This is a genomic window from Kitasatospora sp. DSM 101779, assembly GCF_025655475.1.
In the GTDB taxonomy this organism is placed as follows: Bacteria; Actinomycetota; Actinomycetes; order Streptomycetales; family Streptomycetaceae; genus Kitasatospora.
Window position 1 is genome coordinate 1,875,452 of the sequence record NZ_JAHTIK010000001.1, and the last position, 15,026, is coordinate 1,890,477.

The following is a 15,026-nucleotide window of genomic DNA, read 5'->3' on the forward strand; positions in this document are numbered from 1 at the left end:
GTTTTGTCTGAATTGCCTTAATTCTCGACGGGCAGTCGACGGCCCCTCACTCGGTGAGGTCGACCGCCTCCGGCAGGTTGGCCTCGGCGATCCGGCGGGCGATCTCGCCGGGGCGGACGGGGCGGCCGAAGTGCCAGCCCTGCGCCCAGTCGCAGCCCATCAGCCGCAGCCGCTCGGCGTCGGCGCGGTTCTCCACGCCCTCCGCGGTGACGGTCAGCCCGAGGGTGTGGGCGAGCGAGACGAGTCCGCTGACGATCCGCCAGCCGAGGTGGGTGTCCTTGGCCGGGTCGTGCAGGTCGCCGACGAAGGAGCCGGCGATCTTCAGCCCGGAGACCGGCAGGTCGCGCAGGTAGGCGAGGTTCGACCAGCCGGTGCCGAAGTCGTCCACGGCCAGCGACACGCCGAGGTCGACCAGGCCGTGCAGCGACTTGAGCGCCTCGTCCTCGGGGCCGACCACGGTGGACTCGGTGATCTCCAGCTGCAGCTTCCCGGGCTGCAGACCGCTCGTGCGCAGGATACGGTCGAGGTCGGCGACCAGTCCGGCGTTGCGGGCCTGACGGACCGCCAGGTTGACGTTCAGCTGCGGGGCCCGGTCACCGAACCGGGCCACCCAGTCGGCCGCCTGGCCGCAGGCCTGCTCCAGCACCCACCGGCCGAGCGGCATGATCAGACCGGTCTCCTCGGCGGTGCCGACGAACTCCTCGGGCCCCAGCACACCGAGCTGCGGGTGGCGCCAGCGCACCAGCGCCTCCACCGCGGCGAGCGACCCGTCGGCGAGGTTGACCAGCGGCTGGTAGTCGATGAAGAACTCTCCGCGGTCCAGCGCGGACGGCATCCGCACGGACACGGCGTACCGGCTGACCGCGCGGGCGTTCTCCTTCGGATCGAACAGCGTCCAGCGGCCGCGGCCGGCCTCCTTGGCCCGATAGAGCGTCAGGTCGGCGGCCCGCACGGCGGCGCCCGGGGTGGTGGTGGCGACCCTCCGCTCGAGGACGCCCACGCTGGCGCCGACCGCGAGCTTGTGGTCGCCGACGATCACGGGCTTGGCCAGGGCGGCGAGCACCGTCTTGGCCGCGGCCACCGCCTCCTGCTCGCCCCGGCAGTTCTCCAGCAGCACCACGAACTCGTCGCCGCCCAGTCGGGCGACCATGTGGCCGAGCGGGGTGAGCGCGGCGTCCAGCCGGCTGGCGACCGCGGTGAGCAGCTGGTCGCCCATGTCGTGGCCGAGGCTGTCGTTGACCACCTTGAAGCCGTCGAGGTCGACGTAGCACAGGCCGAACCGGGCACCCGGCTCCGGCTCCTCGAAGAGCCGCTCCAGCCGTTCGAAGAACGCGGCCCGGTTGGGCAGGCCGGTGAGCGGGTCGTGGGTGGCCTGGTGGCGCAGCCGCTCCTGCAGACGGTAGCGGTCGGTGATGTCCTCCAGCATGGCGACCTGGTACTTGGGCACGCCGTCGGCGTCGCGGATCAGCGAGACGGTCAGGTGGGTCCAGACCACCTCGCCGTCGTGCCGGTAGTAGGGCTTGTCGACCTGGAAGTACTCGCGCTTGCCGCTGATGAGGTCGCCGTAGGCCTCCCAGACGCCCGGGGTGTCCTCGGGGTGGACGAGGTCGCCGACCCGGCGGCCGGACATGTCCTCCGGGCCCACGCCGAAGATCTCCCCGATGGCCTTGTTCACGGCCAGGATGTTGCCCTCGACGTCGCCGATGCCGATGCCGATCGCCGCGCTCTCGAACAGTGCCCGGAAGCGGGCCTCGGACTCGCGCAGGGCGCGCTCGACGCCGTGCCGGGCGGTGTCCGCCGCCAGCCGGATCGCCTCCTGCTCGCGCAGCGTCCGCTCGCGCAGGGCCGCGGCCCAGCCGGCCGCGAAGGCGCCGGCGAGCATCGGGCCGACGCCGTCGGCGGCGGGCTGCCGGTGCAGGATCTCGACCGCCCGGGCCAGCAGCTCCGGGTCGGTGAAGTGCGCGTCGACGAGCATCGCACCGGCCTGCCGGGCCGGGGCGGGGTCGAACGGCCGGGCGCGGCGGGCCCGGTCGAGCAGCTCGGCGGTGCGGTCGACGAGGCTGTCGACGACCCGCGGGTGGACCGCAGCCCCGTGGTTGCCGCCGAGGAGGCGGGCCCACTCCCCGCGCAGCCCCTCGGTGCTGCCGGCCCCCACCGGCAGCCCGCCGCTCACGGCAGTCGTCCGACGCCGGCCAGGCCCGTCATCCGCTCCGGATGCGGGCCGACCGCCTGCGGATCGTCCGGACGCCACTCGGGGAGGTAGACGACCCCGGGCTCGGCCAGCTCGAAGCCGTCGAAGAAGGCCTCGATGGCCTCCCGGCCGCGCATGGTGAGCGGGGTCGGGGTCCGCCGGTAGAGGTCCTGGTGGGCGCCGGCCTGGTCGGGGCGGCCCTCCAGGGAGGCGTGCGAGAGCACCAGGGCGCTGCCGGGCGGCAGCGCGTCGCGCAGCGCCGCGACCAGCTTGTGCGGGTCGTCGGAGTCCGGCACGAAATGCAGCACGGCGACCAGCAGCACCGCGACCGGCTCGCCTTCCGCGAGCAGCCGGCTCACCTCGGGACGGGCGAGCAGGTCGTCGACGTACCGCAGGTCGGCCTGGACGACGCTGCTCAGCACGTCGTCCTCCAGCAGCATGCGGCTGTGCGCCACGGCGACCGGGTCGTTGTCGACGTAGACCACGCGCGCGCCGGGAGCGACCCGGCGGGCGGCCTCGTGGACGGGACCGAAGGTGGGGATCCCGGAGCCGATGTCCAGGAACCGGGTGATGCCGGACTCGGCGAGGTGCTGGACGGCCCGCCGCAGGAAGGCCCGGTTGGCCCGCATGATCTGCGGCAGTTCCGGCCAGAGTTCGACGGCCTTGCGGGCCATCTGCCGGTCCGCCTCGAAGTTGTGCGAGCCGCCGAGGTAGTAGTCGTACATGCGGGCCGCGTTGGGCTTCTCGAGGTCTGTTCCGGCGGGCACCCAGTTCGGTTGCCGCATGACGGCACCCCCTCCGGTTCAGGAAAAAGCCAACAACTCGACATGATTTTCCTATGATCTGATCTTCCTTGCAAGCGGAACGGGAGTTCCCGGCTCCCTTCGTCCGCGTCCCGGGATTTCCTTACGCCGCGCGGTTCCTGACGCCTTCGGCGGAGAATGGTCCCGATGGCCGGACGCATCGAGGACTACGCCCTCATCGGTGACCTCCAAACCGCCGCCCTGGTGGGCCGCGACGGTTCGGTCGATTGGCTCTGCCTGCCGCGCTTCGACTCCCCCAGCTGCTTCGCCGGGCTGCTCGGCGACCGCCGGCACGGCGCGTGGCGGCTCGCGCCCGCCTCCGGCGGCGACTGCACCCGACGGCGCTACCTCGGCGACAGCCTCGTCCTGGAATCGGTCTGGGCCACTCCCGAGGGCACCGTGCGGGTGCTCGACTTCATGCCGCAGCGCGACCGCGTCCCGCAGCTGGTGCGGATCGTCGAGGGCGTCAGCGGCACCGTCCCGATGCGCGGCGAACTGCGGCTGCGGTTCAACTACGGCCGGGTCGACCCCTGGGTGCGCCGCACCGAGCACCACCGGGTCGCCGTCGCCGGCCCGGACTCCGCCTGGCTGCGGGTGCCCGCCGGGGTGCACACCTACGGCGACGACGGCTCGACCGCCTCCGACTTCACCGTCTCCGCCGGCGAGCAGGTGCCCTTCGTGCTCACCTGGCAGCCCTCCCACCTGCACGCGCCGCCGCGAGCCGACCCGGCGCAGGCACTGGCCGGCACCCTGGACGGCTGGGAGCGCTGGGCGTCGGACTGCCACTACCGCGGCGAGTGGCACCGCGCCGTACTGCGCTCGCTGATCACCCTCAAGGCGCTCGCCTACGAGCCGACCGGCGGGATCGTCGCCGCCCCCACCGCCTCGCTGCCCGAGGTGCTCGGCGGCGAACGCAACTGGGACTACCGCTTCTGCTGGCTGCGCGACTCCAGCCTCACCCTCTCCGCACTGCTGCGCGGCGGCTTCCGCGAGGAGGCGGCCGCCTGGCGCAAGTGGCTGCTGCGGGCGATCGCCGGCGACCCGGGCGACCTGCAGGCCGTCTACGGCGTGGCGGGCGAGCGCGGACTGCCCGAGATCGAGGCCGACTGGCTGCCCGGCTACAACGGCTCGACCCCCGTCCGGTTCGGCAACGTCGCCGTCCGGCAGCTCCAACTCGACGTCTACGGCGAGGTGGTGGACACCATGCACCTCGCCCTGCAGGCCGGGATCCCGATGGAGCGCCAGGTCTGGAGCCTGCTGCGGACGCTCATGGCCTACCTGGAGAAGCACTGGACGGAACCCGACGAGGGCCTGTGGGAGGTACGCGGTGCCCGCCGGCACTTCGTGCACTCCAAGGTGATGGCCTGGGTCGCCGCCGACCGCGCCCTGAAGATGGCCGAACTCACCGGCCTGCCCGCCCCGGTGGACCGCTGGCGGGAGATGCGCGACGCCGTCCACGCGGACGTCTGCGAGAACGGCGTGGACCGCCGCCGCGGCCTGTTCGTCCAGGACTACGGCGGGCAGGACCTGGACGCCGCCACGCTGTTCGTGGTGAAGAGCGGCTTCCTGCCGCCGGACGACCCGCGGGTGGTGCGCACGGTGGACGCCGTCCGCGCCGGGCTGGACCACGGCGGGCTGATCCGGCGCTACTCGGTGGGCTCCCGCGCGGACGGCCTGCCCGGCGCCGAAGGCGCCTTCCTCGCCTGCTCGTTCTGGCTGGCGGACGCCCTCGGTGCGATCGGCCGCGCCGGCGAGGCCCGCGAGCTGTTCGTCCGCCTGGTCTCGCTCGGCAACGACGTCGGGCTGCTGGCCGAGGAGTGGGACCCGCACTCGGGACGCCAACTGGGCAACATGCCGCAGGCGTTCAGCCACGTGGCACTGGTCAACTCCGCCTTCGAACTGGCCTCGCGGTGAGGAAGCCCCCGGGCTGTTGCCGCAGCGCCTGATGGGTCACTCATGCACAAGGGCGGCCGATCCCACCGCCGTGGGATCGGCCGCCCGGGGGCCGCGATCAGCTCGCGGGGCGGGTCACAGCGCGGTGCAGGTCAGCGTCGGGACGGCGTTGCTGCCGCCCGAGTTGGTCGCACCGAAGCCGAAGCCCGCCGAGCCGCCGGCCCCGATCGCGCCGTTGTAGGCCGCGTTGGTGACGGTCACCGCCTGGCCGGACTGGGTGTAGCTGCCGTTCCAGAGGTTGGAGATCTTCTGCTGGCCGCCGAAGGTCCAGGTGACCTTCCAGCCGTTGATCGCCGTGGTGCCGTTGTTGGTGACGGTGACGTCGGCGTTGAAGCCGGCGCCCCAGTCGCTGCTCACCTTGTAGGTGGCGGTGCAGCCGGAACCGGTGCCGCCGGCCGAGGTGGTGACGGAGAGCGCCGCGGAGGCCGCCGAGACGTTGCCCGCCGCGTCCTTCGCCTTCACCGTGTAGCTGTACGCCGTCGAGGCGGCAAGACCGGTGTCGGTGAACGACGTGGTCGCCGACGAGCCGACCAGCGCGCCACCGCGGTACACGTCGTACCCGGTGACGCCGACGTTGTCGGTGGAGGCCGTCCAGGACAGCGTGACGCTGCCGGAGGTCTTCGCCGGCGAGGTCAGACCGCTCGGAGCGGTCGGCGCCTGGGTGTCGGCGGTGCCGCCGGCCGAGGTGGTGACGGAGAGCGTCGCGGAGGCCGCCGAGACGTTGCCCGCCGCGTCCTTCGCCTTCACCGTGTAGCTGTACGCCGTCGAGGCGGCAAGACCGGTGTCGGTGAACGACGTGGTCGCCGACGAGCCGACCAGCGCGCCACCGCGGTACACGTCGTACCCGGTGACGCCGACGTTGTCGGTGGAGGCCGTCCAGGACAGCGTGACGCTGCCGGAGGTCTTCGCCGGCGAGGTCAGACCGCTCGGAGCGGTCGGCGCCTGGGTGTCGGTGGTACCGCCGGTGACGGGCGGGTAGGCGTTGGCCAGCAGCTGCTGGAACTGCGCGGAGAACCAGGCACCGGCGAGCGGCGAGTTCGGCAGGGCGCCGGACATGCTGTTGCCGTTGCGACCGTTGCCCGTGTAGGTCGGGTCGCACATCCGGTCGAAGCCCTTGCCCTCGTCGTTCGCGATCGCCTGGCTCGCGCCGTCGGACTCACCCGGGGGCTTGGCCCACACGTAGGCGTCGATGCCCGTCGCGGGCGCGGTGGTCGGGCGCTCGCCGAGGCCGGCACCGCTCTGGTTGCACCAGTTGCCGGCGTGGATGCGGCGGTCGACCCGGCTGCCGTTGACGTAGTCGTCGACGGAGGTCAGCGGGCCCGGACCGGCCGGACGGGCGGCGCCGCCCCAGCCGTTGCGGGAGGTGTCGATCAGCATGCCGATGCTGCTGTTGAAGCCCTCGCCGACCAGCTTGGTGCGCAGCGCCTGGGCGAAGGACAGCTCGTCGACGTAGTAGTTCCAGTCGACCCACTTGGACTGGCGCACGGTGGTGCCGTTCACCGAGTCGGTGACCTTGAAGTACGGCTCCGTCAGCGCGCTGTAGTTGGCGGTGTTGACGATGAAGCCGGCCACGTCGTTGACGGTGGCGCCGCCGGTGGTGGCGGCCTTCTTGAACTCGGTGGCGGCGGGGCCCATGTTGGAGTCCCAGCCGAGCCAGCCGTGGTGCGCGGCGTCGAGGTAGTTGTAGACGTTCGGGATCGCGCCCAGGGTGTGCAGTGCGTAGCCGACGCCGGCCTCGTAGTTGCCGTTCGCCTTCATGGTGGCGCAGGCGTCGGTCGAACCGGCGGTGCCGCCGGCGTTGGTGACCAGGTTCGGCAGCGAGTCGGGCTCGATGACGTTGACGATCCGCAGGCCCGCGTACTTGGAGTCCGACATGATCGCGGCGATCGGGTCGATGTACTCGGTCTTGTAGCGGCCGATCTCGGTGGCGCCGAGTTCGCCGTTGGAGGCGAGGGCGGAGCAGTCGCGGCCGGGCAGGTCGTAGATGACGATCTGTACCAGGTTGGCGCCCTGGGCGAGGGCGGTGTCCAGGTGGGCCCGCAGGCCCTTGGCCGCGGAGGAGCCGCTGATCGCGGCAATCCGGTCCATCCAGACGAAGGTCGGCTGATTGGCGACCGCGGAACCGCCCGGCTCGGCGGCGGCCTTGGCGGACCAGTCCGGGTTCACATAGACCTTGGCGCCGGCATACGGGTTGTCGAGCTTGGCCTCGGCCGCGGCGGCGGGCTGGACGGCCGTCGCGAGCGGCAGCACGGCTGCGACGCCCAGCGCCGCGGCCGCGGCCGACGTGCGCAGACGCCGCATGATGGGGGAAGGCACTTACGGAGTCCTTTCGGGTGGGGGAGGGACCCTGACGTGCATCGGAGGGAGTCACCTGGTGGGAGCGCTCCCACTTACCGGGGATCGACGATACGTCGATGGAACACTCGGAGCTTGGTCGACGAGTCGTCGGAGCAGCGGGACTTCTCAACCCGCGCTTCAGGGCTAGGCCCTGAGCTCATGGGATATCAAGCCACGAAGGCCATGCCCCGTCAAGGCATCGGACGGAGTTGACGATGCGAATCGTCAACTGCCGTGGGAGCGCTCCCTCTTTGGACATGCTGCGAACGCGAGCACCGCGCCCCGGGCGCGCGGGTGCCGCACCCTTGGCGTGCAGGGGCGGGCGCCGCCCGCCGGCCGGAGGGAGGGAGCAGTGGTGACGGAGTCCTTCGACCGCACCGGGACGGGCAGCAGCAAGTGGGCCCGCGCCGGCCGGGGCCGGATCGCGCTCGGTCTCGCCGACATGGATCTCCCCGGCCCCGCCGCGATCGGTGCCGCCCTGGCCGCGCGGGCCCGCCATCCTGCGTTCGGCTACACGGTGGCCGATCCGGACGGGCCGCGGCTGGTCGCCGACTGGTACCGCCGCCGGCACGGCGCGGCCGTGGACCCGGCGTGGGTGCTCTGCCTGCCCTGCGGCCCGCGCACCGCGATGCGGCTGCTGCTCGACGCCGCCGCTCCGCGGATGCGCGGCCGGACGGCCGTCGCGGCGGCGCCCGAGTGGGGCGGCTTCGCCGGCCTGTGCGCCGCCGCCGGCCTGCCCTTCGCCACCGTCCCGCTCGGCCGCGCCGAGGACCCGTTCGGACTGCCCGTCGACCGCTTCGCGGCGCAGCGCCCCGGGGTGGTGCTGGTCAGCAGTCCGCACAACCCGACCGGACGGCTGCGCACGGCCGCCGAGATCGGCGCGCTGGCCGCGCTCGCCGCCGCCGAGGACGGCCTGCTGGTCTCGGACGAGGTGCACGGCGACCTCATCCACCCCGACCACGGCCTGCGCCACCCGGTCGCGGCGGCCGTCGCCGATCCGGCCGCGGCCGGGCACACGGTGACCGTGGGATCGGTCGGCAAGACCTTCAACACCTCGGGCGTCCCCAGCTGTTGGCTGCTGGTGCCGGACGGCGGTCTGCGCGCGCAGGTCCGCGAACGGGCCGCCGCACTCGGGATCTGGGAGGGCGGACTGCTGGAGCAGATCGTCCAGCGCGCCGCCCTGACCGCGGGGGACGACTGGCTGGACGGCCTGCTGCGGCACCTGGCCACCGCCCGGGACCTCGCCTTGGCGGCGCTCGGCCCGGCCGTGCTCGCCCGCCCGCAGGCCTCGTACCTGATGTGGCTGGACGGGGCCGTCCTCGGTCTGCCACCCGAACGGGCGAGGGAGGCGGCGATGACGGAGCGTGACGTGGAGCTGGCGGACGGTTCGGACTTCGGCGCGCCCCGACCAGGGCTGCTCCGGCTCAACTACGCCCTGCCGCTACCGCGGCTGGAGTGCGCGCTGCACCGACTGGCACGCTCCTGACCTGCGTTGAGCGGCGGCGATGTTTGCCCCGTAGCAGACTGAGCAGGAAATACCGGGCCGCAACCGCGTACCGAGGGATGGTGAGTCCGGTGATACCCGTCCGTCCGCAGCGAAGCACCGACCGCATCGATCAGACACCCAGCGTGACGCCGCTGACCGAGGCGTCCGCCGAAACCCATCTGGCCGGAATCTGTTTCAAGATCGGGCCTCCCGCCCTGGTGGGTGTCGAGGCCGAGTGGTTCGTCCACGACAGCCGATGTCCCGAGCGGCCGGTCGACCCCGCCCGCACCGCGGCGGCCCTCGCGGACCTGCCCGAGGACCACGACGGCCCGCGCTTCCCGGCGGGCTCCCGCTTCACCAGGGAACCCGGCGGCCAGGTCGAGCTCAGCTCCCGGCCCGCCGACTCCCCTGCCGCCTGCGCCGCCGACCTGCTGCGCGACCAGGCCGCCCTGCGCACCGCTCTCGCCGGCCAGGGTCTGCGGCTCACCGGCAGCGGCACCGACCCGCTCGGCCGGGCCCGCCGGATGCAGGCCGAACACCCCCGCTACCGCGCGATGCAGACCTTCTTCGACCGCGCCGGGCCCTGGGGCCGGATCATGATGACCGGCACCGCGTCGGTGCAGGTCTGCGTGGACGCCGGCACCGAGGCCGCCGTCGCCCGCCGCTGGCGGCTCGTCCACCGGCTCGGCCCGGTGCTGGTCGCCGCCTTCGCCAACTCGCCGCTGCTGGACGGCCGGCCGACCGGCTTCCGGTCCAGCCGGCAGGTGGTGTGGTCCCGGATGGACCCGACCCGCACCCTCGCGCCGCCGCCCGACGGCGACCCGCGCGAGGCCTGGGCCCGGTACGTGCTGGACGCCGAGGTGCTGTGCGTCCGCCGGCCCGAGGGCCGGCCCTGGACGGCGCCGCCGGGCCTCACCTTCCGGCAGTGGCTGCGCGGCGCGGGCGAGCGGCCCGCCACCCTGGCCGACCTCGAGTACCACCGCACCACGCTCTTCCCGCCCGTCCGGCCGCGCGGCCACCTGGAACTGCGGATGATCGACGCGCAGCCCGGCGACGGCTGGCTCGTACCGCTCGCCCTGGTGACCGCGCTGCTCGACGACCCGGAGGCCACCGACGCGGCGCTCGCCGCGTTGGAGCCGCTCGGCCACGACCGGGCGCTGCCGCCGCCGCGCTGCAGCCTCTGGCGGCGGGCCGCCGCCCTCGCCACCGCCGACCCGGAACTGCGGCAGGCCGCGCTCGCCTGCTTCGCCGCCGCCGAGCGGGCGCTCGCCCGCGTGCCCGACACCGCCGGCCTGCGCCGTGCCCTGACCGAGTACGCCGACCGTTACCCCGCGCGGGGCCGCTGCCCGGCCGACGACCAGCTGGACGCCGTGCGCGCGGGCCGCCGCCCCGCCGTCGAGGAGGACGCACCGTGCTGAACGCCGACCGCACCGATCCGGCGACGCTCCGCGAGGCGATCGCCACCGAGCTGCTGGCCGCCCGCGACCGCACGGCCGGGCTCACCGGCTGCGTGGACGACCACGACCTCACCGCCCAGCACTCCCCCTTGATGTCGCCGCTGGTCTGGGACCTGGCGCACATCGGCAACCAGGAGGAGCTGTGGCTGCTGCGCAACGTCGGCGGCCACGACCCGATGCACCCCGAGATCGACCCGCTCTACGACGCCTTCGAGCACCCGCGGGCCGAACGGCCCAGCCTGCCGCTGCTGCCGCCCGACGAGGCCCGGCGCTATGCGCACGAGGTCCGCGGCCGGGTCCTCGATTTGCTGGAGGCCAGTCCGCTGGAGGGCGCGCCGCTGCTGGACGCCGGCTTCGCCTTCGGGATGATCGCCCAGCACGAGCAGCAGCACGACGAGACGATGCTGATCACCCATCAGCTGCGGCAGGGCGCCGCCGTGCTGGCCGCCCCTCCCCCGCCGGCCGCCGCCGACGAGCAGCTGCCCGCCGAAGTCCTCGTTCCGGCCGGCCCGTTCACCATGGGCACCGACACCGAGCCGTGGGCACTGGACAACGAGCGGCCCGCGCACCAGGTCGAGCTGTCCGCCTACTGGCTGGACACCGTCCCCGTCACCAACGCGGCGTACCTCGCCTTCGTCGAGGACGGCGGCTACCGGGAGCCGCGCTGGTGGACGCCGGCCGGCTGGGAGCACCGGATGCAGGCCGGCCTGGTCGCACCGCTCTTCTGGAGCCGGGACGGCGGCCAGTGGCTGCGCCGCCGGTTCGGCACCGTCGAACCCGTCCCGCCGGACGAGCCGGTGCTGCACGTGAGCTGGTACGAGGCCGACGCGTACGCCCGCTGGGCCGGGCGGCGGCTGCCCACCGAGGCGGAGTGGGAGAAGGCCGCCCGCTTCGACCCGGCCTCCGGCCGCTCCCGGCGCTACCCCTGGGGTGACGGGCCGCCCGCCGCCGAGCACGCCAATCTCGGCCAGCGGCACCTGCAGCCCGCCCCGGCCGGCAGTTACCCGGCGGGCACCGCCCCCTGCGGCGCCTGGCAGCTGATCGGCGACGTCTGGGAGTGGACGGCGAGTGACTTCCTGCCCTACCCCGGCTTCACCGCCTGGCCGTACAAGGAGTACTCCGAGGTGTTCTTCGGCCCGGAGTACAAGGTGCTGCGCGGTGGCTCGTTCGCGGTGGCGCCCGTCGCCTGCCGGGGCACCTTCCGCAACTGGGACTACCCGGTCCGGCGGCAGATCTTCGCCGGCTTCCGAACCGCCCGCTCCGCCAACGGCACGGAGGACGCCTGATGTGCCGCCACCTCGCCTACCTCGGCGGTGAACTGCCCCTCGGCGCCCTGCTGTTCGACCCGCCGTACGGGCTCGTCCGGCAGTCCTGGGCACCCCGGCGGCAGCGGTACGGCACGGTGAACGCCGACGGCTTCGGGATCGGCTGGTACGCGGCGGGCGACGAGCGGCCCGCCCGCTACCGGCGGTCCGGGCCGGTCTGGGCGGACGAGAACCTCGCCGACCTCGCCCGGGTGGTGCGCACCCGGGCCCTGCTCGCCGCCGTCCGCTCGGCCACCGCGGGCTGCGCGCCGGGCGAGGCCGCCGCCGCACCGTTCGCCGCCGGGCGGCTGCTGTTCAGCCACAACGGCGCCCTGCCCGGCTGGCCCGAGCGGTACGGCCCGCTCGCCGCCACCCTGCCGCCGGCCGACCTGATGGCGCTGGAGGCGCGCAGCGACTCGGCCCTGCTGTGGGCGCTGCTGCTGGCCCGGCTGCGCACCGGCGCCGAGCTCGGCGAGGCCCTGGCCGACACCGTCCGGGAGGCCGCCAAGTACGGCGACGCCCGGCTCAACCTGCTCGTCACCGACGGGACGTCGATCGCCGCGACGGCCTGGGGCGACACGCTGTTCCACCGCGCCGGACCGGGCGTGGTCGTCGCCTCGGAGCCGTACGACGACGAACCCGGCTGGATCGAGGTCCCCGACCGCACGCTGCTGCTCGCCGGGCCGGCCGGCGTGGCGCTGCACCCCATCGACCGCGCCGAACCGGCGCCCGCTGCACAGGAGTCCGCCCGACCGGGGCGCACCGAGGAGGAGAGCGACCGGCCCGCACCCGCGGCCGGCCGCCCGACGCGAGAGGACGACTCGCCGTGAGCACCTTCGACCTGACCCGCCTGCTGCCCGCCGACCACTTCAGCCACGCACTACGGCACGACGTGCAGCGGGGCCTGACCGCGAGTCCCAAGTGGCTGCCGCCGAAGTGGTTCTACGACGCGCGGGGCAGCGAACTGTTCGAGGAGATCACCCGGCTGCCCGAGTACTACCCGACCCGGGCCGAGCGGGAGATCCTGACCGACCGGGCCGCGGAGATCGCCGCACTCAGCCGGGCCCGCACCCTGGTGGAGCTCGGGTCCGGCTCCTCCGAGAAGACCCGGCTGCTGCTGGACGCGCTGAACGGGATCGGCAGCCTTCGGGCGTACGTGCCGGTGGACGTCAGCGAGAGCGCCCTGGAAGCCGCGGGGAGGGCACTGATCGCCGACTACCCGGGCACCGACGTGCACGCGGTGCTCTCCGACTTCACCCGGGGTCTCGGCCTGCCGCCGGGCGGCGGGCCGAGACTGGTGGCCTTCCTCGGCGGCACACTCGGCAACTTCGTGCCCGCCGAGCGGGCCGGCTTCCTGCGCACGCTGCGGGCGGCCCTGGAGCCGGGCGACGCACTGCTGCTCGGCACCGACCTGGTGAAGGACCCGGCGGTGCTGGTCGCCGCGTACGACGACGCGGCCGGGGTGACGGCGGAGTTCAACAAGAACGTGCTGAACGTGCTCGACCGGGAGCTGGACGCCGACTTCGACGCGGACGCCTTCGAGCACGTGGCGCTCTGGGACGCCGAGCAGGAGTGGATCGAGATGCGGCTGCGCTCCGTCCGCGACCAGACGGTGAAGATCCCGGCGCTGGACATGCCGGTGCACTTCGAGGCGGGCGAGGAGCTGCGCACGGAGGTTTCCGCGAAGTTCCGCCGCGAGCGGGTGGCGGACGAGCTGGCGGCGGCCGGGATGCGGCTGACGCACTGGTGGACGGACGCCGCGGGGCGCTTCGGGCTGTCGCTCTCGGAGCCCGTCTGAATCCTCATACAATTCAGCTCTTGAACAGTACCCGGCGGACGTTTGCCCCATTGTCCGGATAGTGCGTACATGTGATGAACAAGCCGGGGGTACGATCCTGACGCCTCTCTCAATGTCGAGTACACAGGAGTCAGAGATCGTGAGCGTCACCCAACAGCCCGTAGCGGCCCGCGCGCAGTCTCCGGACCGGCTCGGCTTCGTGGTCTTCATCACGGCGGCGGCCGCGCTCGGCGGCTTCCTGTTCGGCTACGACAGCTCGGTGATCAACGGCGCCGTCTCCGGCATCCAGGCCCGGTTCGGGATCGGGGACGGCGTCACCGGGCTGATCGTCTCCTCCGCACTGCTCGGCTCCGCGGTGGGTGCCGCGCTGGCCGGCCGGTTCGCCGACCGGTACGGCCGGATCCGGGTGATGAAGGCCGCGGCCGTGCTCTTCGCGCTCAGCGCCGCCGGCTCGATGCTGCCCTTCTCCGCCTGGGACCTCGCCGCCTGGCGCGTGCTCGGCGGCGCCGCGATCGGCATCGCCTCGGTGATCGCCCCGACCTACATCGCCGAGGTCGCCCCGACCCGGTACCGCGGCCGGCTCGCCTCCTTCCAGCAGGCGGCCATCGTGCTCGGCATCGCCGTCTCCCAGCTGGTGAACTGGCTGCTCGCCGAGGCCGCGGACGGCGACACCCGGGGCAGCCTGCTCGGCCTGGAGGCCTGGCAGTGGATGCTCGGCATCTGCGTGCTGCCGGCGGCGCTCTACTTCGTGATGTCGGCGATGATCCCGGAGTCCCCGCGCTTCCTGATCTCCGCCGGGCGGCTGGACGAGGCCCGCTCCGTGCTCCGCGAGGTCGAGGGCGACGGGACGGACACCGAGGCCCGGATCGCCGAGATCCGCGGCCTGATCGCCTCCGACCACCGGCCGCGCTTCCGCGACCTGCTCGGCGGCCGGGCCGGCCTGCTGCCGATCGTCTGGGTCGGCATCGGCCTCTCGGTGTTCCAGCAGCTCGTCGGCATCAACGTGATCTTCTACTACTCGTCGATCCTCTGGCAGTCCGTCGGCATCGACCAGAGCAACTCGCTGATGATCAGCTTCATCGGCTCGGTGATCAACATCGCCGGTACCGCGATCGCCGTCCTGCTGGTGGACCGGATCGGCCGCAAGCCGCTCGCCCTGATCGGCTCGGCCGGCATGGCCGTCACCCTCGGCGCCGCCGCCTGGGCCTTCTCCTCCGCCACCGGCACCGGCGACGACGTGACCCTGCCGGACCTCCAGGGCACCGTGGCGCTGGTCTCGGCCAACCTGTTCGTGCTGTTCTTCGCGCTCTCCTGGGGCGTCGTCGTCTGGGTGATGCTCGGCGAGATGTTCCCCAACCGGATCCGCGCCGCCGCCCTCTCGGTCGCGGCCTCGGCACAGTGGCTGGCCAACTGGGCGATCACCGTGTCGTTCCCGGCGATGTCCCGCTGGAACCTCTCGGCCACCTACGCCCTGTACGCGGCCTTCGCGCTCGGCTCGATCGTCTTCGTGGCGCGCTTCATGAAGGAGACCAAGGGCATCCGGCTGGAGGACATGGGCTGAACCACCGGGAGTCGAGGGGCGTCCGCTGCCTGCGGGCGCCCCTTCGCCGTGTGCGGCCGGCTGCGCCGGGCGGAGGCGGGGCACCTTAGCGGTCGCCGCTTCGGGACGCGGCACAATCGCGCACTCTCCGCGCACG

General features: G+C 73.4%; 10 protein-coding genes. 7 read left to right on the forward strand and 3 right to left on the reverse strand.

From position 1 onward, the window contains the following. Positions 1-46: 46 nt before the first annotated feature. Complete coding sequence (locus KSNIM_RS08700; protein ID WP_263102650.1) at positions 47-2,173, reverse strand: putative bifunctional diguanylate cyclase/phosphodiesterase; 2,127 nt, start codon at positions 2,171-2,173, stop codon at positions 47-49. Further along, positions 2,170-2,976 (reverse strand): SAM-dependent methyltransferase, encoded by an 807-nt coding sequence (locus KSNIM_RS08705; protein WP_263102651.1) that lies wholly within the window; start codon positions 2,974-2,976, stop codon positions 2,170-2,172. The genes KSNIM_RS08700 and KSNIM_RS08705 overlap by 4 nt, the downstream gene beginning before the upstream one ends. A gap of 165 nt (positions 2,977-3,141) precedes the next feature. On the opposite strand from KSNIM_RS08705, the gene KSNIM_RS08710 reads away from it, so the two are divergent. Then, a complete protein-coding gene (locus KSNIM_RS08710) occupies positions 3,142-4,908 on the forward strand; it encodes a glycoside hydrolase family 15 protein (RefSeq protein WP_263102652.1) in 1,767 nt (588 codons plus the stop codon). Positions 4,909-5,022: 114 nt separating this feature from the next. Here KSNIM_RS08710 and KSNIM_RS08715 read toward each other — a convergent pair whose 3' ends face one another. After that, the gene (locus KSNIM_RS08715; RefSeq protein ID WP_263107872.1) at positions 5,023-7,248 is read right to left on the reverse strand and encodes a glycoside hydrolase family 6 protein; all 2,226 of its coding nucleotides are present in this window, start codon (positions 7,246-7,248) and stop codon (positions 5,023-5,025) included. Positions 7,249-7,639: 391 nt separating this feature from the next. Here KSNIM_RS08715 and KSNIM_RS08720 point away from each other — a divergent pair, with 391 nt between their 5' ends. The 6 genes from KSNIM_RS08720 (at position 7,640) to KSNIM_RS08745 (ending at position 14,890) form a co-directional block, all read left to right on the forward strand. Then, positions 7,640-8,770 (forward strand): aminotransferase class I/II-fold pyridoxal phosphate-dependent enzyme, encoded by a 1,131-nt coding sequence (locus KSNIM_RS08720; protein WP_263102653.1) that lies wholly within the window; start codon positions 7,640-7,642, stop codon positions 8,768-8,770. 143 nt (positions 8,771-8,913) lie between these two features. Next, positions 8,914-10,188, forward strand: coding sequence for an ergothioneine biosynthesis glutamate--cysteine ligase EgtA (egtA, locus tag KSNIM_RS08725; protein WP_263102654.1), 1,275 nt, complete (start codon positions 8,914-8,916; stop codon positions 10,186-10,188). Next, complete coding sequence (gene egtB / locus KSNIM_RS08730; RefSeq protein WP_411543677.1) at positions 10,182-11,513, forward strand: ergothioneine biosynthesis protein EgtB; 1,332 nt, start codon at positions 10,182-10,184, stop codon at positions 11,511-11,513. Before egtA ends, egtB begins: the two co-directional genes overlap by 7 nt. Next, on the forward strand, positions 11,513-12,361 hold the full coding sequence (gene egtC / locus KSNIM_RS08735; RefSeq protein ID WP_263102655.1) for an ergothioneine biosynthesis protein EgtC: 849 nt from the start codon (positions 11,513-11,515) through the stop codon (positions 12,359-12,361). Before egtB ends, egtC begins: the two co-directional genes overlap by 1 nt. Then, the gene (egtD, locus tag KSNIM_RS08740) at positions 12,358-13,329 is read left to right on the forward strand and encodes an L-histidine N(alpha)-methyltransferase (protein WP_263102656.1); all 972 of its coding nucleotides are present in this window, start codon (positions 12,358-12,360) and stop codon (positions 13,327-13,329) included. The genes egtC and egtD overlap by 4 nt, the downstream gene beginning before the upstream one ends. A gap of 112 nt (positions 13,330-13,441) precedes the next feature. Further along, positions 13,442-14,890, forward strand: coding sequence for a sugar porter family MFS transporter (locus KSNIM_RS08745; RefSeq protein ID WP_263102657.1), 1,449 nt, complete (start codon positions 13,442-13,444; stop codon positions 14,888-14,890). The last annotated feature ends 136 nt before the right edge of the window (positions 14,891-15,026 follow it).